Origin of the sequence: Gallaecimonas mangrovi (genome assembly GCF_003367375.1) — a bacterium.
GTDB classification, from domain to species: domain Bacteria; phylum Pseudomonadota; class Gammaproteobacteria; order Enterobacterales; family Gallaecimonadaceae; genus Gallaecimonas; species Gallaecimonas mangrovi.
The window spans coordinates 1427343-1452239 of record NZ_CP031416.1; the positions used below are offsets into that span (position 1 = coordinate 1427343).

At 51.5% G+C, this 24897-nt stretch carries 20 protein-coding genes; 18 read left to right on the forward strand and 2 right to left on the reverse strand.

Annotated elements, in window-relative coordinates:
* Positions 1-2 precede the first annotated feature (2 nt).
* The 4 genes from DW350_RS19750 (at position 3) to rimJ (ending at position 2627) form a co-directional block, all read left to right on the forward strand.
* The gene (locus DW350_RS19750; RefSeq protein ID WP_319018114.1) at positions 3-125 is read left to right on the forward strand and encodes a hypothetical protein; all 123 of its coding nucleotides are present in this window, start codon (positions 3-5) and stop codon (positions 123-125) included.
* Positions 126-148: 23 nt separating this feature from the next.
* Positions 149-1414 (forward strand): efflux RND transporter permease subunit, encoded by a 1266-nt coding sequence (locus DW350_RS19755; RefSeq protein ID WP_319018115.1) that lies wholly within the window; start codon positions 149-151, stop codon positions 1412-1414.
* 32 nt (positions 1415-1446) lie between these two features.
* The gene (locus DW350_RS19760) at positions 1447-1953 is read left to right on the forward strand and encodes an efflux RND transporter permease subunit (RefSeq protein ID WP_319018123.1); all 507 of its coding nucleotides are present in this window, start codon (positions 1447-1449) and stop codon (positions 1951-1953) included.
* A 125-nt stretch (positions 1954-2078) separates the two neighbouring features.
* The gene (gene rimJ, locus DW350_RS06730) at positions 2079-2627 is read left to right on the forward strand and encodes a ribosomal protein S5-alanine N-acetyltransferase (protein WP_115718139.1); all 549 of its coding nucleotides are present in this window, start codon (positions 2079-2081) and stop codon (positions 2625-2627) included.
* Between the two features lie 41 nt (positions 2628-2668).
* Here the strand turns inward: rimJ and cysZ are convergent, their stop codons facing one another.
* Positions 2669-3448, reverse strand: a complete 780-nt coding sequence (cysZ, locus tag DW350_RS06735) for a sulfate transporter CysZ (RefSeq protein WP_115718140.1) — start codon at positions 3446-3448, stop codon at positions 2669-2671.
* Positions 3449-3574: 126 nt separating this feature from the next.
* Between cysZ and smc the strand changes: the two genes are divergently transcribed.
* The 5 genes from smc (at position 3575) to DW350_RS06760 (ending at position 11006) form a co-directional block, all read left to right on the forward strand.
* Complete coding sequence (gene smc / locus DW350_RS06740; protein WP_115718141.1) at positions 3575-6997, forward strand: chromosome segregation protein SMC; 3423 nt, start codon at positions 3575-3577, stop codon at positions 6995-6997.
* Between the two features lie 21 nt (positions 6998-7018).
* On the forward strand, positions 7019-7837 hold the full coding sequence (zipA, locus tag DW350_RS06745; protein WP_115718142.1) for a cell division protein ZipA: 819 nt from the start codon (positions 7019-7021) through the stop codon (positions 7835-7837).
* 44 nt (positions 7838-7881) lie between these two features.
* Positions 7882-9912: an NAD-dependent DNA ligase LigA gene (gene ligA, locus DW350_RS06750; RefSeq protein ID WP_115718143.1), complete on the forward strand. Its 2031-nt coding sequence runs from the start codon at positions 7882-7884 to the stop codon at positions 9910-9912.
* On the forward strand, positions 9902-10315 hold the full coding sequence (locus DW350_RS06755; RefSeq protein ID WP_115718144.1) for a hypothetical protein: 414 nt from the start codon (positions 9902-9904) through the stop codon (positions 10313-10315). Before ligA ends, DW350_RS06755 begins: the two co-directional genes overlap by 11 nt.
* A gap of 151 nt (positions 10316-10466) precedes the next feature.
* Positions 10467-11006 (forward strand): GNAT family N-acetyltransferase, encoded by a 540-nt coding sequence (locus tag DW350_RS06760; RefSeq protein WP_192954839.1) that lies wholly within the window; start codon positions 10467-10469, stop codon positions 11004-11006.
* Positions 11007-11030: 24 nt separating this feature from the next.
* On the opposite strand, the gene DW350_RS06765 is transcribed toward DW350_RS06760, so the two are convergent.
* On the reverse strand, positions 11031-12137 hold the full coding sequence (locus tag DW350_RS06765; protein ID WP_115718146.1) for an aromatic amino acid transport family protein: 1107 nt from the start codon (positions 12135-12137) through the stop codon (positions 11031-11033).
* A gap of 143 nt (positions 12138-12280) precedes the next feature.
* On the opposite strand from DW350_RS06765, the gene DW350_RS06770 reads away from it, so the two are divergent.
* The 9 genes from DW350_RS06770 to DW350_RS19425 all read left to right on the forward strand — a co-directional run bounded on the left by DW350_RS06770 (position 12281) and on the right by DW350_RS19425 (position 24511).
* A complete protein-coding gene (locus tag DW350_RS06770) occupies positions 12281-12631 on the forward strand; it encodes a cupin domain-containing protein (protein WP_226911404.1) in 351 nt (116 codons plus the stop codon).
* A complete protein-coding gene (locus DW350_RS19610) occupies positions 12628-12774 on the forward strand; it encodes a hypothetical protein (RefSeq protein ID WP_226911405.1) in 147 nt (48 codons plus the stop codon). The genes DW350_RS06770 and DW350_RS19610 overlap by 4 nt, the downstream gene beginning before the upstream one ends.
* A complete protein-coding gene (locus tag DW350_RS06775; protein WP_152032947.1) occupies positions 12759-13304 on the forward strand; it encodes a hypothetical protein in 546 nt (181 codons plus the stop codon). Before DW350_RS19610 ends, DW350_RS06775 begins: the two co-directional genes overlap by 16 nt.
* A complete protein-coding gene (locus DW350_RS06780) occupies positions 13301-13801 on the forward strand; it encodes a hypothetical protein (protein WP_115718148.1) in 501 nt (166 codons plus the stop codon). The genes DW350_RS06775 and DW350_RS06780 overlap by 4 nt, the downstream gene beginning before the upstream one ends.
* A 91-nt stretch (positions 13802-13892) precedes the next feature.
* The gene (locus DW350_RS06785) at positions 13893-14558 is read left to right on the forward strand and encodes a GntR family transcriptional regulator (protein ID WP_115718149.1); all 666 of its coding nucleotides are present in this window, start codon (positions 13893-13895) and stop codon (positions 14556-14558) included.
* Positions 14551-15021, forward strand: a complete 471-nt coding sequence (locus tag DW350_RS06790) for a DUF2919 family protein (RefSeq protein ID WP_115718150.1) — start codon at positions 14551-14553, stop codon at positions 15019-15021. The genes DW350_RS06785 and DW350_RS06790 overlap by 8 nt, the downstream gene beginning before the upstream one ends.
* The gene (locus DW350_RS06795) at positions 15021-15332 is read left to right on the forward strand and encodes a DUF6122 family protein (RefSeq protein ID WP_115718151.1); all 312 of its coding nucleotides are present in this window, start codon (positions 15021-15023) and stop codon (positions 15330-15332) included. The genes DW350_RS06790 and DW350_RS06795 overlap by 1 nt, the downstream gene beginning before the upstream one ends.
* Positions 15333-15410: 78 nt before the next feature.
* Positions 15411-23885 carry an Ig-like domain-containing protein gene (locus DW350_RS06800; RefSeq protein WP_115718152.1) on the forward strand — a complete coding sequence of 2825 codons (8475 nt, stop codon included), beginning with the start codon at positions 15411-15413 and terminating at the stop codon, positions 23883-23885.
* The gene (locus tag DW350_RS19425; protein ID WP_152032948.1) at positions 23882-24511 is read left to right on the forward strand and encodes a hypothetical protein; all 630 of its coding nucleotides are present in this window, start codon (positions 23882-23884) and stop codon (positions 24509-24511) included. The genes DW350_RS06800 and DW350_RS19425 overlap by 4 nt, the downstream gene beginning before the upstream one ends.
* Positions 24512-24897 lie beyond the last annotated feature (386 nt).

The window sequence follows — 24897 nt, forward strand, 5'->3', positions numbered from 1 at the left end:
TGGTGGACGATGCCATTGTCATTGGCGAAAGCGTGCACTCGGAACTGGAAGAAAAAGGCTCAGGTATCAATAGCGTTATTCGCGGCGCCCAAAAGGTGGCCACCCCGGCCACCTTCGGGTACTGACCACGGTTGCGGCCTTTGCGCCAATGATGTTTGTTACCGGCTCTATGGGCAACTTCTTTACCGCCATAGGCTTGGTGGTGATCTGCTGTTTGGTGTTCTCGCTGGTTGAGTCCAAATTTATTTTGCCGGCGCACCTTCGCCATATTCGTATCAGCCAGCAGCCCAGCCGTAACCCCCTGGTGCGCCTTAAAGCCCGTTTTAACCAAGGCTTCGACCGCACCGTACTGCGCTACTACCGGCCGTTCTTGGCCAAGTGCATTCACTACCGTTACATCACGGTGGCGGTGTTTATCGCCATGGTAATTTTGGTGGCTGGCATGCTGGCGAGTGGCATGGTGCGTTACGTGTTCTTCCCCAATATTCCGTCTGACTACATTAATGGTGACTTGGAAATGGTGAGCGGCACCGCGTCGAACCAAACCACAGCCACCCTTAAAAAGCTGCAAGAAAGCTTGTGGAAAGTGGACGATCGCATTGAAAAAGAAACCGGCCACAAGGTGGTTAAACACGTCTACGTTTGGAACCGCAGTGCCACCGACGGCGGCTTTGTGGTAGAGATGACCAGCTCTGAAACGCGCCCCGTTTCCGCTCCTGCCTTTGCCAAAATGTGGCGCGAGCAAATGGGCAACCAGCCCGGGGTGAAAACCCTTAAAATTAACCCCTATATCGGTGGCGACGATTCCGGCGGCGCCATTGCCTTTACGGTTCGCGGCAAAAACCTGGATGAATTAACCGCCGCCACCAGCGAGTTAAAAGCGGCCATGGCCCAATACAACGGCGTTTTTGACATCGAAGACAGCCTGTCTTCTGGCAACCTGGAAGTGCGTCTTAAAATTAAACCCGCCGCCCAAGCGCTGGGGTTAAGCCTGACCGATTTAGCGCGCCAGGTACGGGAAGGCTTTTATGGCGCCGAGGTGCAGCGTATTCAGCGCGATGACGAAGAAGTGAAAGTAATGGTGCGCTACCCGCTAAGTGAGCGCCGCTCGTTATCGAACCTTGAAAACATGCGCATTCGCACCAGCAGTGGTGCCCAGGTTCCCTTCTCTTATGTGGCCGATGTTGAACTGGCCGACGGCTACTCAAGAATTACCCGGGTAGATGGCGTTCGGGCGGCCACCATTAGCGCCGATGCCGATAAAAACATCGTTGAACCGGCTAAGGTGATTGACGAGCTAAAAGCCAAAGTATTGCCGAAAATCATCGCCAAATACCCCAGTGTCAGCTTCAAAATGAGCGGTGAAGCGCAGGACGAAGCTGAAAACAATGTTGAGTTGCTGCTGGGGCGATAGCGTCACTCTTTATTATCTATACCCTGCTTGCCATACCGCTTAAATCCTACAGCCAGCCGCTAATCATCATGTCGGTTATTCCCTTCGGGGTCATTGGTGCCATCTTGGGCCACTGGATCTTGGGGCTAAGCGTGTCGGTGTTATCACTGTTTGGCATTATCGCCCTGTCCGGGGTGGTGGTGAACGACTCCTTGGTGATGGTGGATTTTGTCAACCAGGCCCGGCGCGATGGCGTTGAGCTGCGCCAAGCGGTGATGGACGCCGGCATCAAGCGTTTTCGCGCCATCATGCTGACCTCCCTCACCACCTTCTTAGGTTTGGTGCCCATCGTTACTGAAACCAGCCTGCAAGCGCAGCTTATTATCCCGATGGCGGTGTCCTTGGCGTTTGGCATCTTGTTTGCCACCGTTATTACCCTGGTGTTGGTGCCAACCCTTTATGTGGTACTTGAGGACATGAAGCAAAGTGGCCGCCGCTATTTTACCTGGCTAAAAGCGGCGCCTGAAAAGCCGCCAAAGCCTGCGGCGCAAGGTGAGTAAAAAAAGCCCGGCATTGCCGGGCTTTTTTATGGGCTTGTCAGCGGGGCCGGTAAAGTCGCGCCAATAGCGCTTTTTTATCAAGGTATTGGGCGTAAAATGGCGGGTTTTGCTGGTAAGGAGGCCTGATGTTTGAAACCGAACGCAGCATTATTGAGGTACTACCCGCCGAAGACGCGCCGTTATTGCTGCGCTTTTACCTTAAAAACCAGCAGCATTTGGCGCCTTGGGAACCGATTAGGGACGATGACTTTTTAACCTTAAGTCATTTTCGCCAGCAGCTCGAAGCCGCCCAGGCTGCCTTTGCAAGGCAAAGCGAGTTTCGCTTTGTGGCCCTTGATAAAAAGCGCCAGCAGGTGCTGGGGGTGGCCAATTTTACGGCCGTGGCGCGCGGCGCCTTTCAGGCCTGCTTTTTAGGGTACAGCTTGGACGAGCAGCTACAAGGCCAGGGGCTGATGGCAGAAATACTGCGCCCTTGCATCCAGTACCTTTTTAATGACATCGGCCTTAACCGCGTTATGGCCAACTACATGCCGGCCAATGAGCGCAGTGCCCGGGTGCTGGATAAACTGGGCTTTGAAAAGGAAGGCTATGCGCGGCGCTATTTAAAAATCGCCGGCCAGTGGCAAGACCATGTGCTAACCGCCAAGGTCAATAACCAAGCTTTAGGGCAATAAAAAAGGGCCCCAAGGCCCTTTTTACTGCAATAAAAAGCGTTTTAGCGCTTTAACAGATGCGGGCGAAACCGCTCGACCCACATGGCAGTGGCACCGCACACCGCTACCGGCATAACGATAAGGTTTAAGATCGGTACCATCGATAGCAAGGTGGCTAAAATGCCGAAGCTAAAACTGGGGCCGCGTTGGTATTTCAGCGCCAGCTTCATGTCTTCAAAGGGAATTTTGTGGTTATCAAAGGGGTAGTCGAGGTATTGAATCGCCATCATCCAGGCGGTAAAGAAAAACCACAACACCGCGCCCAGGGTTTGGCCTATCACCGGAATTAAAAACAAAATCAAAAAGCCAATGGCCCTTGGCAGGTAATATTTCAGCTTTGCCCATTCACGGCCAAAAAGCCGTGGCATGTCTTTGAAAATATCCACCATACCGGCATCGGGTAGCGCTTCACCGGTTAGTTTTAACTCCACCCTTTCGGCCAATAGGCCATTAAAAGGCGCCGCTATCCAGTTGGCTATGGCGCTGAAGATATAAGAAAACACCACCAAAATGGCGATAATGCCCAGCGGCCAAATCAGATATTCAAGCCAGTCGAGCCAGTGGGGCAGGTAATGCAGCACCCAGGTCACCATGTCTTTGATTTGGTACATCAACCAGCTAAAGGCGGCGATAAAAAGCACCAGATTGACCAGCAGGGGAATAAACACAAAACGCCTTAAGCCCTTTTCGCGAATAAGCGAAAAGCCGCGCATTAGATAGTGGGCGCCAGAAACCGGGTTGGCCACTTTGATACCTCCATAGCATTCACAACGCAATCGCATTGCATTCTGTCAGGGTGCCAGTATAAAAAGAGTGAACGCAGCGGCCTAGCCCGGATTTGTTACAGAAACTGTGTTAGATTGCCGACTGTTATCTTGCCACACCCATAACGAGAGCGCCGGGGACAGATGCGCCTAAAAAGTATCAAATTGGCCGGATTCAAATCCTTCGTGGATGCCACCAATGTTCCTTTCCCTAAGGCGATGACGGCTGTTGTCGGCCCGAACGGCTGCGGCAAATCCAATATTATTGATGCCGTGCGCTGGGTGCTGGGTGAGTCTAGCGCCAAGAACCTGCGCGGCGACGCCATGACCGACGTTATTTTTAACGGCTCGTCTGGGCGCAAACCGGTTTCCCAAGCCAGCGTTGAATTGGTGTTCGACAACAATGACGGCACCGCCACCGGCCCTGTTGCCCAGTATGCTGAAATCGCCGTTAAACGCCTGGTGACCCGCGACGGCCAGTCCCAGTATTTTCTTAACGGTAGCCGCTGCCGGCGCCGCGATATTACCGATATTTTCTTGGGTACCGGCCTTGGGCCCCGTTCTTACGCCATTATCGAGCAGGGCATGATCTCGCGGCTTATAGAGTCGCGCCCGCAAGAGTTGCGGGTGTTTATCGAAGAAGCGGCCGGTATTTCCAAATACAAAGAACGGCGCAAAGAAACCGAAAACCGCATTCGCCATACCCGCGATAACCTCGAGCGCCTGACCGACGTGCGTGAAGAGCTGGGCGCCCAGCTCGACAAATTGCGCCGCCAGGCCGACGCTGCCCGCCGTTACCGCGATTACAAAAAACAAGAACGCACCAATAAAGGCCAATTGGCGGCGCTGCGTTTTCGTCGCTATCAAGACGCCATCACCACCTTAAGCAGTGAAATTCGCCATTATGAAACCGAGCTGGAGCGCTTTATTGCCCAAAGCCGAGGTGATGAAAAAGCCATGGTGGAGCTAAAAGAAGCCCAGCACGACGCCAAGGGCCAGGTAGAGCAAGCCCAAAGCCGCTATTACCGGTTGGGTTCTGAAATTGCCCGCGCCGAACAAAACCTGGTTAATGCCAAAAGCCGGCGCAGCCAGCTGGACGAGCAGTTATCACGGCTGCAACAGCGGGCCGAGCAAGCGCGGCTAACTCTGGCTCAAGACCAGGAGCGCCAGGCCCAGGCCGATGAAGAGCTGGAAATGCTCACCCCTGAGCTTGACGAACTGCGCGAACAATTGGCGGAAACCAAACTGCAGCGCGAAAGCATTGAAGGGCGTTTTCGTGCTCAGCAGCAAGCCATGGCCGAACGCTTGCAGCGCCAAGGGCAGTTACAAACCCGGCGGCAAGTGCTGGCAACTCGCATTGAAAACCTGAAAGTCAATATTGCTCGTGACCAGCAGCGCTTGGCCGGTTTTAGCAGCCAAGACAGCGAAGCCCTGGTAGAAGTGCAAATGCAGCTTGAAGAGCAGCAAATGCATGTTGATGAGCAAGCCGAAGCGCTGGAAGTCACGGTGTTAGCCACCGCCGAAGCCAAAGCGGCGTTAAGTGCTGCCCAAGGGCTTTTAAAAAGCCGCCAGGGCCAGCAGCGCCAGGCCGAGCGCGCCCTTGATACCGTGCATTCACGTATCAGCCAGTTAAGCCAGTTAATTGAGGCTGCCGGTGGTGACAGCGCCTTGCCAGCGTTAGATGCCTTGCCAACGTTGCTGTCCACCTTGCAAATTGAAGGCCCCTGGCACAAAGCGGCTGAGCAGGTACTAGGCACTTGGCTTAGCGCCCGCGTCGGTGACGATGCGCCCTTCTTGGCCATAAGCCAAAGCGCCGCTGTGCTGCGTGAAGGCACCCTTGCCGCCAAGGCCGGTACCTTGGCCGAGAAGGTCACAGCGCCGGTGGCGCTACCTTGGTTAAATAAGGTGTATCTGGCCGATAGCCGCGAAGCGGCCCTCGCCACAAGAGCAAACCTTGGCGACGATGAATCGGTGATTTGTAGCGACGGCTTTTGGCTGGGGCCAGGCTTTGTGTCTACTGCACCCGGGCAAAGCCAGGGGCTGAGTCTGGTGGCCGATTTAGATGCCCTAAATCAGCAGCAGCCGGCTCTGCAAGCCGCGCTTGGCGAGGCCAATGCCTTGTTAGACGCGGCCCAGCAAGATATCGACACCCGCCAACAGCAACTGGAACAGGCAGAGCTGCTACAGCAACAAGCCCAGCAGCGCCAGGTAGAAGCGCGCCAGCAATTAGCCATTTTACAATCGCGCCTAGACGGCCTTACGCAGCAAGCAAACGCCCGTCAGCAAGAGCGCCAGCAGTTACAAGGAAGCATTGAAACCCAGCAGCTGGAGCTGGCCGAATTGGGTGAAGAGCAATTAATGCTGAGCGAAGAAGCCGAAATGGCTGAGCACCAGGACGACACCGAAGATTTAGAACCCGGCCTTTTGCAAGCGCGCAACCAAGAAGAGCAGCTTCGTAGCCAGGTGCAGCAGCTGCAAATTCGTTTTGAAACCTTAAAGTCGTCCCGCCAGGCGCTGGCGGAATCGTGCCAGCGTGCTGACTTGCAGGTTGCCGAGGTCAGCGAACAGCTCGAAGCCCTACTTGAAGAGCAGCAAATGCTGGATGATCCGGGCCAAGAGCAGCAAAGCCAGCTGGAACTGTGGCTGGCAGAGCACAAGGAAGTGGAAGAGCACCTCGGTACCCTTAACCAGCAGCTGGCGGAGCTTGACGAGCGTATGGCGGTGCTGGAAGAAGGGCAGACGGCGGCCTTTGCCAAGGTGCAAAGCATGCAGTCGGAAATTGATAAACGCCGGGTGGAAATAGAAGGCCACAAGGTGCGTGCCGACGGTGCCCGCGAGCAGCTGGACGAATTAGAGCAAGAATTGGATGCGGTGCTGGTCAGCCTTACCGACCAAACCGAAGAGGCGCTGGCCAAGGAAATTGACCGGCTGGTTAATGCCATTTCCCGCCTTGGCGCCATTAACCTGGCAGCCATTGAAGAGTTTGAGCAACAGGCCGAGCGCAAGCAATACCTGGACGAACAAGACGCTGACCTTAATAGCGCCCTTGAAACCCTGGAAAACGCCATTCGCAAAATCGACCGTGAAACCCGCGCCAAATTCAAAGACACCTTTGATGTGGTTAACGCTGACTTGCAGCGTTTGTTCCCGAAGGTCTTTGGTGGCGGCAGTGCTTACTTGGAGCTAACCGGGGAAGACCTGCTCGATACCGGCGTTACCATCATGGCGCGGCCACCGGGTAAACGAAATGCCACCATTCACCTTCTCTCCGGTGGTGAAAAGGCGCTGACCGCTTTATCATTGGTGTTTGCAATTTTCAGGCTAAATCCAGCACCCTTCTGTATGCTGGACGAAGTGGATGCGCCGCTGGATGATGCCAACGTCGAACGTTATTGCCGTCTGGTCAGGGAAATGTCAGACAGCGTCCAGTTTATTTACATCAGCCACAACAAGGTGGCGATGGAAATGGCGGACCAACTGACCGGCGTTACCATGCACGAGCCGGGCGTATCCCGCATTGTTGCCGTAGATATTGAAGAAGCTGTCGCCTTGGCGGAAGCAGGCTAAAAAAAGAGACAGGAAGCCTAGATGGAAACCGTTTTGCTAATCATTGGTGTGCTGATCATTGGTGCCATTTTTGCCCATGGCCTCAAGACCATTCGCAACCAGGGTCAGGCCAAGCTAAAAACCAAATCGATGAAATCCATGCCCACCAAAGAAAAGGACCCCAACGGCTTTGATGACGATGGCATCGGTGAGGTGCGGGTGGTGGCTAAACGCCGCCAAGAGCCAAAAATGGAGCAAATGGACCTGAATTTAAACGCCGAGCCTGCCGCCGAGGTTTCCGAGGCACCGGCCGCTGACGAGTTTGAAGCGCCCGAAGCTCCCGAGGCCCGCCAGCCGGAACCGGCCATGCCCAGCATCAAAGCGGTAGAAGAAGAGGCAGCCGCCGAACCTGTCGCCCCTGAAAACCAGGAAGTGCTGGTGCTGCATGTGGTGGCGAAAGACGAAGATCCTATCGAAGGCGCCGAACTGTTGCCGTTGCTATTAAGCCTTGGCATGCGCTTTGGCGAGATGGACATTTTCCATCGCCATAAAGAATCGTCTGGCCGTGGCCCGGTGCTGTTTAGCATGGCTAACATGGTGAACCCCGGCACCTTCGATGTGGACAACATGGAGCAGTTTAATACCCGTGGCCTGGCACTTTTTATGACCTTGCCGAACGCCGGTGACGCCATGAAAGCCTTTGCCATGATGCTAAACGCCGCCCAGAAAATGGCCGAAGAGTTTGGCTGCCAGGTACTGGATGGTGACCGCAACCTGGTTACCCAGCAAACGGTACAGCATTACCAGGGCCAAATTCGTGAATTCACTCGGCGCCAGCTCCTCGCAGCCGGCGGCCACTGATTGTTTCAGAGCCCGGCAACGCCGGGCTTTTTTGTAAGAGCGCCATGAACACAATTCAAAGCCAATTAGAGACGCTGCGTCAGCGCATTGACGAGCATAACTACCGCTATTACGTCGAAGACGCCCCCAGCATTCCCGATGCCGAATATGACCGGCTCATGCGCGAGCTGCAGGCCATTGAGGCCGAGCACCCAGAGCTTATCACCCCGGATTCTCCCACCCAGCGGGTAGGGGCCAAAGCCGCCACCGCCTTTAGTGAAGTGGTGCATGAAGTGCCGATGCTGTCTTTGGGTAATGCCATGGACGAAGACGAATTTATTGCCTTTAGCGAGCGGGTAGAAAAAGGCTTGGGTCATGCCCCAGCCTGGTGCTGCGAGCCCAAGCTTGATGGTTTGGCGGTAAGCCTTTTATATGAAAACGGCCTATTGGTGCGCGGCGCCACCCGTGGCGATGGTGCCAGCGGCGAAGACATTACCCAAAATGTGCGTACCATTGGCGCCATTCCATTAAAACTACGCGGCCAATTCCCGGTCCGTGTTGAGGTGCGCGGCGAAGTCTTTATGACCAAAGCCGGCTTTGAGGCCATGAATAAAAAGGCCCTTGAAACTGGCGATAAACTTTTTGCCAACCCCCGTAACGCCGCGGCCGGTTCCTTGCGCCAGCTAGACCCGCGTATTACCGCCAAAAGGCCGCTGGCGTTTTATGCCTACGGCCTTGGGGTTGTGGAAGGCATGGTGCTGCCTGCAAGCCAATATGAAAGGCTGCTGTGGCTGAAGTCGTTGGGGCTGCCGATGGCCAAAGAAGTGCAAAGGGTCACCGGTAATGAAGCGGTGAAAGCCTTTCACGACGACTTGCTGGCAAAGCGTGAGGCCTTGGATTTTGATATCGACGGCGCCGTCATTAAGGTTGATAGCATTGCCGACCAGGAAGAGCTGGGCTTTGTGGCGCGGGCACCGCGCTGGGCCATTGCCTGGAAATACCCGGCACAAGAAGAGCTTACCGTACTTGAAGATGTGGAGTTTCAAGTGGGGCGCACCGGCGCCATCACCCCGGTCGCGAAGTTAAAACCGGTGTTTGTTGGCGGGGTAACGGTATCTAACGCCACCTTGCATAACGCCGATGAAGTGGCGCGCCTTGGGGTGAAAATAGGCGACACCGTTATTATTCGCCGCGCCGGCGACGTTATTCCGCAAGTGGTGTCGGTGGTTCAAGAGCGCCGCCCTGACAACGCCGCTGATATTGTCTTTCCTGATACTTGCCCGGTTTGCGACTCCAAAGTCGAGCGTTTGGAAGGCGAAGCCGTGGCGCGCTGCACAGGCGGGCTTTTTTGTAGTGCCCAGCGCAAACAGGCGGTGCGGCATTTTGCCTCGCGCAAAGCGCTGGATATTGAAGGCCTTGGCGACAAAATTGTTGAGCAACTGGTGGATAAAGACTGGGTGAAAACCCCGGCCGATATTTTTGTATTAACCCCCCAGCAGCTCACCGGCCTTGAGCGGATGGGCGAAAAGTCAGCCACCAAATTGGTGTCGCATATTCGTAAAGCCCGGGCAACCACCTTGCCGCGCTTTATTTATGCGCTGGGCATTCGCGAAGTCGGCGAAGCCACCGCCGCCGGTCTTGCCAGCCACTTTGCGGATTTGCCACCACTGCAGGCCGCGTCGGTTGAAGAGTTAGAGGCGGTGGACGACGTTGGCCCCATTGTTGCCCGCCACGTTCATACTTTTTTCCGCCAACCGCACAATATTGAGGTGATAGAAGCCTTATTAAACCCCGATATCGGCGGTATTCACTGGCCAGTATTGGAAAAGCCCAGCAGTGACAACCAGCCGCTTGCCGGCCAAACCTTTGTTATCACCGGCACCTTGTCGGTATTGTCCCGCGACGAAGCCAAGGCACACCTTGAGGCGCTGGGGGCCAAGGTGGCAGGGTCGGTATCAAAAAATACCGATGTGCTGGTGGCCGGTGAAAAAGCCGGGTCTAAGTTGGCCAAGGCTGAAAGTCTGGGCATTGCCACCTGGGATGATGCTACCCTGATGGCTTTTTTAAGCGAGCAAGGGGTAATAGATGCTGCATAAGTGGCTGGTCAGACTGATGGTGTTGCTGATCATGGTGGAGCTTTATACCCATGGTATTGAGCTGGTGATGCTGGGCGTTGGCATAACGGTGCCGAAACTGCCTTATCTGCATTGGCTAGGGGACCCTACTCAGCCCTGGAGCTTGCTGCTGGTTACCCTTGGCATGCAGGTGCTCTCTTTTTCTACCGCCTTTGCCGTGGTGAGGCTGGAGCAAGAAATGCCGCTGTGGTTGACCTTTATGATTGCGGTACCGGCGCCGGTGATAATGATGCACCAAGACTGGCAGTTGCAGGTGAGCTTGTTAGGTTATGCCGTCGAGCCGTTGGTGGAACTATTAAGCCTGCCGCTTTGGACCTGGATTTTGGTACGCCGCCATTTGCGCAAAGAGCGCTTTTCAGCCTAAATTTCCTTCAAATAGCTGAGCCGCTGGACCGAAAAAAGCAGCGGCTCAGCGGCATAAAATGAGGTAATTAACAAAGCATTCGTTTTAGGGATTGTGTCCTAGGCCTCACTTTTGATAATTTCGACTAAATTGTTACATTGGAACCACCACCTTGCCCGTACTACCCCGTCTCCGATTAGCGACCTTAGATGATGCTCCGGCCATCGCCGAGTTATTGGTACGCGCCTGGCAGCAGAGCTATCGGCAATTTCTGCCCGCTGAGTTTTTGGAAAAATTAACCGTTGATGGCCGTGTTGGCTTAGTAGAAAGCCTTTTGCGCCAGCCGCTTAGCCAAACCTGGCTGGTTGAAGATGACGGTAATTTGTTGGGGTTTGTGAATACCGGGCGCTCCCGCGACCCGGATGTGTCACGCCGCACCACCGCTGAACTGCGTGCCCTTTATCTTGACCCCGAGATGATTGGTGGTGGCCTTGGCGCCCAGCTTCTGGAAAAAGCCCTGGTGGCGCTGCGCTCACAAGGCTTTGTGTCGATGAACCTGTGGGTGCTGGAAAACAACCAGGCCGGCATTAAGTTTTGGCTTAAGCACGGCTTTAAAGAAGATGGCTGTCACCGCATTGAAGACCGAGACGGCATTGAACTTAAGCAGATTCGTTTGCACCGGCTGCTCAATAAAGCCTTTGGCAAACAATGAAAAAAGGCGGCTAAACCGCCTTTTTTAATGAAGCAATTGTGCCACCACAACCAGCAAGGTGATGGCTAACAAGATGGCACCCTCGAGGTGCCTTTTTTGGCGGTGGCTAATAAAGGCTGGCAGCACCAGGGCAATAACCGCCAGCGCGATGGCGGCATACCCCAAGGCACTGACAAAAATGCCGGGCATAAACAGCGCCACCAACAGCGGCGGCAGAAAGGTTAATAGCGCGGTTTGGCTGCGGCCTGCGGCATTGCTTTTGCGGTTAAAGAGGCTGGCTAAAAAGTCGAACATACCAACGGCAACCCCTAAAAAGGAGGTGGCCAGGGCCAAGTCAGCAAAAAGATGAATGCTGGGGCTTAGCCAACCGCCATGATGGGCAGAAAGAGCGGCAATCAGCTTTTCGAGTTTTCCGTCGGTGGTGGCCACCGCAGCACTGCTTAAACTGCCCAGCACCACCAATTGCCAAATAAGGTAAAGCGCCAGCGGTAGCAGGGTGCCGGCGGCAATGGCGATACGAATTTGCCGTTTATCGCGCTCAAGGTAGTTTACCAGCGTCGGAATAGAACCGTGGTAGCCAAAGGCGGTGTACATAATGGGCAGCGCCGCCAAGGGCAGGGCACCACCGTTGGTAAGATAGGCGGCCTTAATGCCCGGCAGTAGCCCGGCAATTACCAGCGCCAGTGCCACCAATTTGATGGAAAACAGTAAGCGGTTACTGATGTCCACCACCTTGGTTGAAAACATCACCAACACCCCGACGATAATGGTGGCGGCAATGGCTGAGGCGGCGGTACTAACGCCGATGGTGCTGCTTAACAGCGCGGCGCTGCCGGAGACATAGGCGGCCATTAGCGAGTAATACAATACGCCCATGGCCAGCGCCAACATCAGGCGGCCAGCCCCGCCAAAGGCTTTTTTACCAAGGGCATCTAATGAGGCGGGGCCTTCCAGTGCCAAACTGTGGTCGGCAATAAGCCAGGCCGATTTAATAGCAATAACGGCAAACACAATCAGTAGCAGGCTACTTAATCCAAAACCGAGCTTGGCGGTCGCCAAAGGCAGGGCGAGCATACCGGCACCAATGGTGGTGCCAGCAATAATAAGGGCAGAGCCCAGGGTTTTATTCATCCGATCCTCAACGGCTGGACCGGGAAGGCAAGGCCTGATCCCGAAAATATAAGCGTTGGCCTTGATATGAGAATGGTTGCCTGGCCAAGCTTCGTTGTTAGAATGGTCGACACACTAAAAGACCCAACCAGTGGGGTCAAGCAATGGCCGACAGTCCTGTTATCAACATCCAAAAATTGACTTATCGCAGTCACAGCCACGGCGATCAGTATTTTGCGAGGGTGGCACCGGTAGCCCAGTTATTGGGGGCGAAGGAGCTTGGCTTTCGGGTGGTCAGAGTACAGCCGGGCAAAAAGGCGTGGCCGCGCCATGCCCACCTGAACAACGAAGAAATGTTCTTTATTTTGGAAGGTGCTGGCACGCTTTTTATGGGGTACAAAGCTACCCGTTGCAGGCCGGTGATTTTGTTTCTTGCCCGGCAGGCCCGGAAACACCGCATCAAATTGTCAATTCTGGCGACAAGGAACTGGTGTACCTGGCGGTATCGACCATGAAAGAGCCGGATGTGATGTTCTATCCGGATTCCAAAAAATATGGGGTGATCGCCGGTAGCGCCCCCGGTGGCGACAGCAAAGACCGCCAATTTGCCATTTTTGGCCGCATGGGCCACGGAGTGAATTTTTGGGACGGCGAATAATTCAGTGGTTTAGTCTGCTTTTGCTGCTGGCAGCGGCGCCGTTGTGGGCGGCGCCGGCAGACGGCCTGGCGGCGGCGTTGGCGAAACTGAAAACCGCCACCTTGGCGCAAGACTACCAAACGCTGGTAGCAATGACCCACCCCAGAGCCATAGCCGGTCAAGGCGGCGAAGAACAAGCGCTAGTCAATGCCCAAGACAGTTTTTTAAGCCTTAATCAGCGCGGTTTAAAACAAAGCCAGCTGCGTTTTGATATGCCCCACGATTATTACCCTGCCGGGGATGACTGGGTGGCCTTCGTGCCTACCCATAGCCGCTTTGAAAACGCTACCCGGCAAATCACCGAAGACGGTTACCTCATCGCTGTGCGGCCCAAAGCGCAAGCGCAGTGGCATTTTATCGACGGCGCCGGTATTGATGTGCCCCAGCAAATTTTTGACTACTTCCCGACGCTGCCGGCAAACATTTCCATTCCGAAAAAACGCAGTAAGATCCACATCATCACTCCCTGGACACCGAGTAAAAATCAATGAAAACGCAACAATGGCAAGGCGCTTGGAACGAACACAGCATTGAAGTTCAGGTGCTGCCAAGACTCTTGGTAACCGAAGTGCGGCTGCTTATCGACGGCCAGGAGCAAGATAAGTCGGTACTGTTTCGCACCCTTGGCCCACACCAGCTTTGCAGCTTGGCCATTCCTAAAGCTGGCCTTGGCTTGGTGGAAGTGAGTGTGGCAAAGGGCGTTATCGCCGTGGCTGTTGATGGTGCGCCCCTGACCGAGCAAGCGCCGGTGACCAAGGCGCCAGCTAAGGGCCTGGCCGAGAAAAACGCGCTGTTTTGTGGCTTGGGCATTTTTGTTATTGCCGGGCTTTTTTTACTGGTTTTTAACCTTATCGCCCAGGGCTTTCCGTTTCAGACTATGCCGTCACCCTGGCCGCCACTGGTGCTGGGGCTGGTGATGGCGCTTTATTATTATGCCGATGGCAAAAAGCGCATAAGCCTGCGCCAGAGCTTAAAAAAATCTTCTTAGACGTGGTTCACGGCTTTGATAAGGCGCCGATGGAGGCGTTTGGCGGAAGTCGATATACTGCCGGGAATTTTCAACGCGCAGCCTTTTTTGTATGAGCAGCCATCCCATTCACAAAACCCGTACTGCCTTTGTGTTAGACAGCCTGCGTGACCGCATTTTATCGGGCGAACTCAAAGCCGGTGAGCCGCTGCGCCAGAACCTGTTGGCTGAAAGCTTAAACGTTAGCCGTATTCCGGTACGTGAAGCGATGATGCAGCTGGAGGCCGAGGGCCTGATTGATTTTGAAGCCCACAAAGGCGCGCGGGTTACGCCCTTGTCGGTAGAGCAGGCCGAAGAGCTTTTTGATATTCGGCTGTTGCTTGAGCCGGACTTGCTGGCCCGTTCTATTCCCCATTTAAGCCCCCTGGACTTGCACCAGTCCCAGGGCTATTTGCTGCAAATGGATGCGGCCTTAAAGGAAGGTTCCATTCAGCTCTGGGCCGGGCTTAACCGCCAATTTCACTTAAGCCTTTATGTGGGTGCCAAACGGCCTAAAACCATGGAACTCATTCAAAACCTCAACCTGCATGCCGACCGCTACGTTCGGCTGCATTTGTTGCTTGATGGTGGCGTGCAGCGGGCCGAAGGTGAGCATATTGCCATGCTGGAATGTTGCCGCGAGCAGCGCATTGACGAAGCGGTAGAACGGCTTTGCCAGCATATTCGTGATGCCAAACAAGATGTGCTGAACATGATCCACGCCGGCCGCCATGGATAAGCCAGTATTTAGCCCGGCCCAGCTGGATGCCAAAGGCCTGTTAAAGCTCCCCAAAGCGCTTTGGATACTTCTGTGCTGGCTGCTGCGCTACCCGCTGATTTGGGTGGGGTCGTTAATGGGCGGCGCCAGTGGCGGCACCTTCCTAAGCCGGTTCTTGCCTGATTTTGAACATGCTTGGCCGTGGTTTTTACCGGCGCTGCCTGCGTTTTGCTGCTTATGGCTTAATGGCCTTCGCCATGTTGACAGTAAAGACCGCTTTTGGTGGCTGTGGCGTCAGCAAGGCTTGCTACTAAAGCTTGGCCTTATTGGCGATTTGGCGTTAGTGATTGTGGCCATTAGCCACGGCCACGGGCGTTACGACCCTTGGCAGGCGGTGCAACTGGCCGTCTCGGCCTGGGGTGTGGTGTATTTGTTTTCCTCGAAATATCTGCCTGCCTTGTGGCGCGACAGGCCTAGTCTCTGATGCTTTCCAGCCAGTTGCACATGGCTGGCCACTTTTTAGTGCCACTGCTGGTGGCACTTACCTTTTGGCGCCACCAATGGTGGCAAGCAACACTGGTGATGTGGGCCACCATGCTGGTGGATATCGACCACCTCTTTGCCACGCCAGTTTTCGACCCTCTGCGCTGCTCTATTGGTTTTCACCCACTGCACCAATATTGGGCCATTGCGCTCTATGCCGTGCTTTGCCTGGTGCCCAAAACGCGCTGGGTTGGGGTAGGGCTGACGATCCACATGGCCCTTGATGGCTTGGATTGTTTGAAGCTGCTCTAAATTATTCTATTTGGCTGATATTCACTATTGATAAGAAAATGTCAAAAAATTAGCATGTTGTGAAAATTTGATGTTTACATGGATGTTGTAGTGAAGGGATTCTGTTTCGGGGTGGCTCTCATAGTCACTTCTTTTCGTGCTTTTGCGAGTGGCCCTGATTGTGGGGATGCTGAACCGTTATCTGTTCCTGTTGAGACGTCTAAGAGCGCAACTATATCTACATCGTCGGCTTCAACCTTGGCTGTTATTGACTGTAGCAATACTGCTCCGACAATGACTATTTTGGCTACTCAGAAAACGAACGAAGATACGACCGCCTCCTATACCATTGGTGTTGACGACGATAGCGACAGCCTTGCCAGTATTTTGGTTGGCGCCGGGACTCTTGATACCGATTTGGTTAAAAGTGTTACTGTGACATCGCCGTCAGCAAGTAAAAGAACTATTACGATGGTGCCAGTTGCTAACGCATATGGAACAGCAAAACTAGCCGTTACAGCGAAAGATAGCGATGGTGCTTCCAATACGAAGTATTTTAACTTGGTCATTTACGCCGTGGATGATCCTGTTTATCCCAAGTCAGACAGTTATACCGTTACCGAAGACAAGTCTATTAATGGTCTGCCGCTGACTAATGATGTCAACCCAGACCCAAATGACACCTTATCCTTAGTTTCTGTTGGCAAACCCTCTCATGGCTCTGCATCTGTAACCAATACAAGTTCTTTTAAATATATCCCCAATGCTAACTACTGTGGCAGCGACAGTTTTAGCTATGGTGTAAGTGATGGGCATAAGACTTATTCTTCGACGGTCAATATGACTGTAACCTGTGTTAATGACGCGCCGACTATGAGCGCTATTGCTACACAGACTACTAACGAAGATACCCCAAAAACTATCGGCTTTTCGATAAGTGACCTGGAGACAGCAGCAGGTAATTTATCCCTATCGGTAACATCCAGTAATACAACATTACTTCCAGTAAGTAGAATTAACGTTAGCGGCTCAGGTACAAGTCGAACCATGACGGTCAATCCGGCCGCAAATCAAAACGGTTCTACAACTATCAAAGTAACAGTATCCGATGGCAGTCTAACTACCAGCCGCCAATTTGTTTTGAACGTTGTTGCTCAGGAAGATGTGCCTATTGTTAGTTCCATTGGAACCCAGGCAATAAACGAAGATTCGACAAAAAGCGTTAGTTTCACTGTAAGCGATGCTGAAACTGCGGCTACAAACTTGGTTGTATCCGCCGCATCCAGTAACAAGACATTATTACCTGATAGCAATATTTCCTTGGGGGGAAGTGGTGGAAGCCGAACTATCACAGTGGTTCCGGCAAAAGACCAATATGGTTCTACTACTGTAACGATTAAAGCATTTGATGGAACTACTTATGGCAGTAGTACATTTACGCTAAACGTTAATCCTATAAATGATGTACCTACTATCAGTAGCATTGGTAACCAAAGTATTGATGAAGATACGGCTAAAGCAGTTAGCTTTACGGTTAACGATGTAGAAACGGCAGCATCCAACCTAGCCTTAACAGCAACATCGTCTAACACTGAACTTTTACCGGTTGCCAATATAACGCTCAGTGGTAGTGGCTCAGCGAGAAGTATCACCATGGCGCCGGTTGGTAACGCGCATGGCACGTCAAATATTACCTTGTCCGTTTCCGACGGTAATCTTAAAACCAATGTCAGTTTTTTATTGACGGTTGTCAGTGTCAACGACCGACCGACAATAAGCGGTATATCGGACATAACCCTGCAATCAGGCACCGAGTCTGGTGCAATTGCTTTTAGTGTTGCTGATGTAGATGACAGTACTGATTCGCTTCAGGTTACAGCCGTTTCAGACAATAGTACTCTTGTGCCTAATGGCAATATTGTCCTAAGTGGTAGCGGTAGTAATCGCTCCATCACCCTAACAGCCCCCGCCGCGAGTCAAGAGCTTTCAGGTAAAGCAAATATTACGGTTTCTGTTACTGACGGTTCCCTTACTGCCAATACCCATTTCAAGCTGGAAATTCAAAGTGATTCTCCAGCTTGGGCGGTAAAGTCTGGGCGGTTGATAACAGGAGAAGAAGTAGCCAAGGCAAATAGTGCCATTTCTGATGCCGTTGGTTCCTTGCAGGGACATGCCGGGGTCTCTGGGGGGCGTTCCAATTACGTTATTCCAATAGCCGTTCCACCTGGTCGTAGCGGTTTTACCCCTGATGTGTCTGTGCAATATAGTTCTGATGGCGGCGATGGCATTGCAGGTGTCGGTTGGTCACTTTCGGCGGGGGGAAGTATTAGCCGTTGTGGTGCCAGTACAGCTAGAGACGGCGTTATAACAGCAAGCGAAAATCTGGGAGTCATGCTTAACAGCAACGATAAGTTGTGTCTGAGCGGCGCGCGTTTAGAAGCTGTTTCCGGTAGCTATGGTGCTAGTGGAACCCAGTATCGAACGGAAGAAGATAGCTTTTCGCGTATCACCCAGCAAGGCGGAAGCCTTGGGCAAAGCGGCGTTTATTTTATTGTCGAAACGAAAGACAACAAAGTACTGACTTTTGGTAATAGTGCTAATAGCCGGATAGTGGGAGACGGCGTTTCTTTAGCATCTTCTTGGCTGATAAGCCGGGAAGCTGACGCGAGTGGTAACAACACAATTAATTATGAGTATCAGCTGGGAACGGGTAATGCAGTGCTATCGGCTATCTATTATACCGGCACTGGCAGTAACAATGGTGATCGAGTTGTTCGATTTAATTATGAAAACAGGGATGACATTCGTAGTGCGTATTTAGCCGGAGGTTTGAGTATTTATGACCAACGCTTGTCTTCCATTCAGACTTATGTCGCTAACGAGTTAGTGCAGCGATATAACTTTTTTTATGAAGCAAGTCGGGCATCCCAGCGCAGCTTATTAAAAGAAGTTGAGCTTTGTAGTAATGACAGTGGTTGCTTGCCAGCAACACAGTTTACTTGGAGTGATGCACCTGTTGTCAGGGAGGTTGAACCTGTTACTTTCTACCAAAACGGTCAGGCAATTCATCCCTATGGGAGTGGAACATATCTTTCACAAATTGAACCTCGCGGTGACATAAATGGTGACGGTGTTCGAGACTGGACCGGCTATTTTGTTAACGCAGAACAAGAGGTTACCGGGACCTCTCAAAGGGATGAGCGCCCCGATAATTGTCGACACAGTACCAATGGTACAAATTGTGCTGAAGGAGACTTCAATCAAGACGGTCGTACCGATAGCTGGAATGTAAATAGTGAAGGCCAACTTGTTTTGTCTTATACCAATACTGATGGTAGTCAAAGTCGTGCCATCAATACGGGCATCGCTATTGACGAAGGTATTACCCGAAATGGTCGAGTCGCTGCTGTTAGTGATTACAATGCCGACGGTTGGCCTGATTTACTTTTGGTGCAATATAACGGCGGTTATCTTAAAACGTCGATTTTCTTTCATTCTAAAAATGTTAACGCTCCATACAGTGCTGCCAATAGCCAGCTGGTTTATACGGCAACCAAAGATGCTGAAGATCGGCAACCTAAAACCGACGTTATAAGTGTTGGTGATATGGACGGTAACGGCTTGCCTGATTTTATGCAGATAAGCCGTAAAGAACAGATCACCAGTGTCTTGACAGGTAGCGTCATGCTGCCGGGATTTATACCCCGAGTACTTAAGCTCACTAAACTGGATGCCAACGGCAAAGTTTATTTTGAGGACCGTACATTCTGGGATATTGATGTTGCAGCGGCTAAGTTACATACCTTTTTCTCTTATTTTTATGATGCCAACGGCGATGGCCTAACGGACTGGTATTACGTTGGGGCATCTGGCTTCCAATTGCGTCTTAATAAAGGGGACGCTACTTTTGCTGACCCTATCAGCGCACCCCGTTTAAGAACAGTATCGTATCGCTATGCCGCCGACGATGCAGGGCAAGAACCTTCAGATACCTTTTATGGTGTTGCCTATGATGGTTATCTCATCCAGGACGATATCGATAACGACGGATTGATTGAGCTACTGGAACCGTCAGAGAACCTAATTGAAAGTTGCGGTCGTGTCTATATAAACACCGGAACCACAAATAACTCCGGTTTTGTCTGTGGTGACGAGCTTTACGAATCTACGGCGGGGTCTTCTCAGGGAGTTGCCCTGTCACCAGCTAATTACACCATGGACGAAGGCGTTTATCGCTACCGAGCTATTCGTTATACGCCTAACGCTTCTGGTGGCACTTTGGCGCCCGAATCCACCGATATTATTGGTTCACCGTTCAAGGCGGTTTCAGTTGATACCTTTGGAAAAGGTTTAACTGACCTTGTCTTTAGTTTCAGTGTTGATAACCCTGACCAAAACTATATGGGTGACGGCAATGTCACCGGTATTGATAAAAGCAGCTACGGTATTTACATCACACGTAATAGAGGTTCGGTGGAGCCAGGCGATACTACTCCTTATCGCCCATCGGATATGTTAATGAGTGTCGAAGACGGCCTCGGTAATGCTGCCAGTTGGACATACAAGCCCATGTCAACCGGCACGGCCAATGGTGTTGATGGCGGCAATTTGTATACCAATACCCATGGTTATATCGAAGGATTAAGAGACTACGGACAGCTGCATTTTAACTATGCCTCTTCCCGTTATCTGGTTAGCCAATTTAGCCAATCGAATGGCGTGGGCGGCCTTAACAATATCTTCTACGCATACAGTGATGCCGTTTATAACCCTCAAGGATACGGCAATGAAGGGTTCCGTTGGATAGCCAGCCGAGATGAAGCCTCAGGCCTTGTCACTAAAACCTGGTTTGCGCAGGTATTTCCCTTTACCAGTAAGGTGCTGCGACAAGCCACTTTTACCGCCGATGGAGTGCTGATAGGCAATAGCACCACCCAGTGGGCATACAACGAAGCACACTTTGCCGAAAACTTTACTGGCAGTTATAACAGCGTCAGTGTCGATAACAGTGACATTGGTAATGTGGCTGGCACTGTTGTTCGCGTGCCTGTTAACCCGTCGGCCAGCCAAGTGTTTAGCCTCTATGCTAAAACGCAAAAGAGCTCTACCTACGACCTACAAAACGGCGCCTGGATATCCGACAAAAAAAGCACCATTGACAACATTGATGCTTATGGCAATTCACTGCTGCAAACCACAGTTCAAGAAGACAGCTTTGTCGCCGTATCGGCAACAACCGAACTAACCGTCAGCCCAGACGAAGCCAATTGGTGGTTGGACAAAGTCACTACTACGACTCAACACTTTGCTTCGGTTGACCGTAAGTGGTCGGGCGACCCTTACTCCGGCTCAGGGTTAGATGAGGAAGTGACCAAAACCACAACAGTCAATAGCTGGAACAGTACCGTACGGCTGCCTACCAGCATAACTAGCAGTGCCAGTGATACCGAACAAACACTGACCACCACAACCAGCTATAACACCTATGGTCTGCCAACGTCCGTGAGCCAGTCTGGCCAAAGCCTCAACGCCAGTGGCAACAGCGTCAGCCAAACTCGAACCATAAAAACCAGCTACAGCCAGGACGGTGACAGCGAAGCGGCAGACGGCTATTTTCCCTATCAAGTAATGGACGCTGTTGGGTTGGTTACAACGGCTGAGACGGACCCGCGTAACGGTAAACCGAGTTTGGTCATCGACCCAACCGGTGTGCAGACTCAAACCCGTTATGACGCCCTTGGCCGTCTGGTCAGTCAACAGCAAACCGGCAGCCTGACCGCTTACACCGCATACCAATATGCTGACAGCAGTGCCCCCGAGGACGCCGCCTATCAAGTGGTAACAATGCAAGGCGGGGTGCCGTCTACTAAAACCTACTTCGATAAGTTAGGGCGCCCCCTTCGCCAATCGGTTCAAGGGATGGATGGCAACTGGATTTTTACCGATAAGGTGTTTGACAACCGGGGCAATGTGCTGCGGCAAACCGCGCCTTATTACGAAGGTGACAGCGCACCTACCCAAATAGCTTTTGGGGATTACGATGCACTGAATCGTCCGGGATACCGCCAAATGGCTCAGCCTCTTGGCCAGCTGATGACCAGTAATTACAGCTATAACGGCCTGGAAGTCGATATCAGCGTGGAAGGCCTTGCCATGAGCCGGACCTTCAATAGTCTGGGGCAATTGATGGAAACGGTAGACGCCGACGGTTACCCGGTACGTTACGCCTACAACAGCCTTGGCCTACCTATTACTATCGAAGACACGCTTGGCAGCTTAATTACGGCCAAATATAACGGTTTGGGGCAAAAGCTGTGGGTGAACGACCCTAACCAAGGGAAAACCACCTTCAGCTACAACAGTTTCGGAGAACTGCAAAAGCAGGTACAGGCCAACGGTGCTAGCCAGCGTTTTTACCTCGATGCCAATGGCCGGTTGTTAAACGCCTACCTGACCGACCCTGACGATACCTTGACCACCCGCAGTTATAGTTACAATAGCAAGGGCCAGCTCACCAAAATGGCTGTCGCGGATGTCTACCGCAGTTACGTATACGACAATGCTTCACGCATCGCTGCCGAGACCCAATACACCAAGGGGCAAAGTTTTACCTTGCAGCATGGCTACGATGTCGCCGGGCGGCCAACCGGTATGGTCTACCCCAATGGTTTGGCCATCAGTTGGCAATACAGCAATGGTTACATGACAGCCCTGACCAACGCCGAAAGCGGTTATGTCTATCGGCAGATCACGGCGCTGGATGCATTGGGTAATATCACCCAAGCCCAATTGATAGACGGTGCCACCGAGTTGCAAAGTAACTTTGACCCGGTGTCGGGTGTGATGCTCAGCAGCCAGGCCGGGGCTGTTCATCACCTGCTTTACGACGATTTTGATGTTTTTGGTAACCTGACTCATCGCCAAAACTTGGCGACCGGCCTGGCCGAGACGTTCAGTTACGACCGTTTGCAGCGCCTGACCGGCCGCAGCCTGGATACCACGATAACTAGCCTCAATATCGGTTACGGCTATGACGCCGCTGGCAACCTTACCTTCAAGGACGATTATGCCAGCAGTTATAGCTACAACAGTAGTAGGCCCAATGCTGTGGCCAGTATTGTTAAATTAGACGGCTCAACGGCCAGTTTTGGCTATGATGCCAGTGGCAACATGCTGAGCGGTGATGGCCGCATTATCCGCTACGATGCGGAAAATAAACCGAAAAGCATTAGCCGTAATGGTAAAACCCTGGGTTTTGTCAACGGTGCAGATGGCCAGCGGGCGTTGCAAACCACCCTGACCTCCAGTCTCTATTACGTGGACAAAAGCTACGAGTGGGAAAGCGACGGCTCTTGGCGAGCCTACCTAGATGATATTGCTGTCGTGGGTAAGAACGCCACCGACGGTAACTACATCCGCTTTATGCTGAAAGACCGTTTAGGCAGTGCCGTTACCACCTTGGATCACAATGGCAGCGTTGCCAGCCGCCGCTACTTCGACCCCTTTGGTAAGGCCGGTAATGAGCAGGGCACTGAAACGGTCATTAGCGCCCTGGATGGCGGCCGTCTTGTTAACCGCGGTTTTACCGACCACGAACACCTGGACGACGTAGCCCTTATTCATATGAACGGGCGAGCCTACGACTACAACCTGGGCCGCTTCTTAAGTGTGGACCCCTTTATTCAAAGCCCCAGCAACAGCCAAAGCTTTAATCCTTACAGCTACATCATGAATAACCCCTTGGCGGGGACTGATCCGACGGGATATGCCTCCTGCAGTGCTTCCGATCAGTTAAAGGATTGTGCTAACAATCTAAAAGAGGGGGAGGTCAACGATGTTGTCGATAAAGACGGTAAAAAAGTCGGGCATATTGGTAAAGACTCGTCTGGTAATATTCATATTACTAGTAATGGTTCTGATAGTGGACAGAAAGCGATAAAATCCAGCATATCACTTACTAACACTATTTCGAAAATTACGGACTTGAGTGGGCGTGGAATGAGTGCTAGAGCCGAGGGGAACGAGGATATACCTGTTAGCCAGGATAGTCTAAAAAAATTAGCGTCCTTAGAGCAAAGTACTCTATCGGATGACGAAAAAAATGTACGCTCTAAACTATCTCAAAAGTTTCAGTTTTCTTGTACAAGAGGAGTGGCCAACTGCAATTCTAAAATCTTAATTTATAAGAAATTTGCAGAAAGATTGGCTTTAACTGACATTGGCTATGACATGTTGAAGAAAATGAGCTTTATTGAAGTTAAATTACAAGTTGAAGGTGTTAGTGAATATAGACCAACAGACGTAAAGCATAACCGGATGATAATAATCAATATGCGACATAGTGACAGCTCATTTTCACCTGGACTTCACGGGCCTGTGCTTGTAGAAAATTTTAGAGAATTTGTTCACGAATCCATTCATGCAGCTAGCTATCATGATGAATGGGAAAGTAATTGGGAAAGGTTGACGATGGAGAAAACTAATTTCATATTAAAGCAAGACGCTATAATTAGGGGGGCAGGATTTAACCCTAGATTGAATTACAAAACTGGAAATTATGAGGACGTTAAATGAAGCGGTATTGCTATTTTATTCTTTTTTTTGTTTTTTCATTTAAAGCAGCATGTAATACATTACATGCTGCTGAAACATGCCCGATTCATGGAGTTATACCGGGTAATTATGGGTACTATGCTATATTTAACTTTCAAGATATTACTTTTGCACTTCCTGTAGTGGATTCAACTTCTTTTCACAAGTCAACAATTCCTACTTCAATTGTTTCAAGACTGCCTTTGAGTTTTGTTAATGTTAAAGGTGGCTATGTATGGCAAGGTTACCTTGCTAATCAAGGAGATGGTATCTTTGAGTACAAAGACGGCCATGATATACCAATTAAACTCGGTCACTTTATTTCTGTATTTAGTATTAAAGGAAATATTTATACAATAAAAGTAGATAATGATAATTCAGTTTTGTACAAGTTCTCTGAAGGCTCCAAAAGGGTGTTTGAGCGTGTTCTTGACTTCGATGGTAAGGTGGCCGCTGTCACTGGGGAAAATCAAGTTATGCAGTTTCACAGAAGTGATAATGAGTCTACCTATTTCATATCAGGTGAAAATGGCTGGGCCTATTCCTTCAGTGATAATGAAGATAACGACGGATATTTGAAATGCTTTCATGTTAATGAACAGCAATAAAAATTTGATCGTTAGATAATTTGTGAAGTAACGAGAAAAGGATGAAAAGGACAGATATGGACGCCCCGTATTTTGCAACTGTCGATGAAAAGCGGTTTGCGGACATATATCCGGCGTCGTTATAGCGCCAAAGGTTGGCGCTGCGCCTTAATGTGTTCCGAATTCCGCCACCTTTACACCCACTCGGCCTTTTAGGCACTGGTCCTTTATCAGGCTCTGGCGAAACCGGTTAAAAAGAGAAAAAAGAGAAAAAAAAGAGAAAAAAGGACATCCATCTTCTGAGTATTGCATTTTCAACCAATCCGGGGGTTTCCATAAAACAAGTTCCCAACCACCCATACGAATGGGTTCATCAAGGAAAAATGAAACTTGGCTCCGAGATAAAA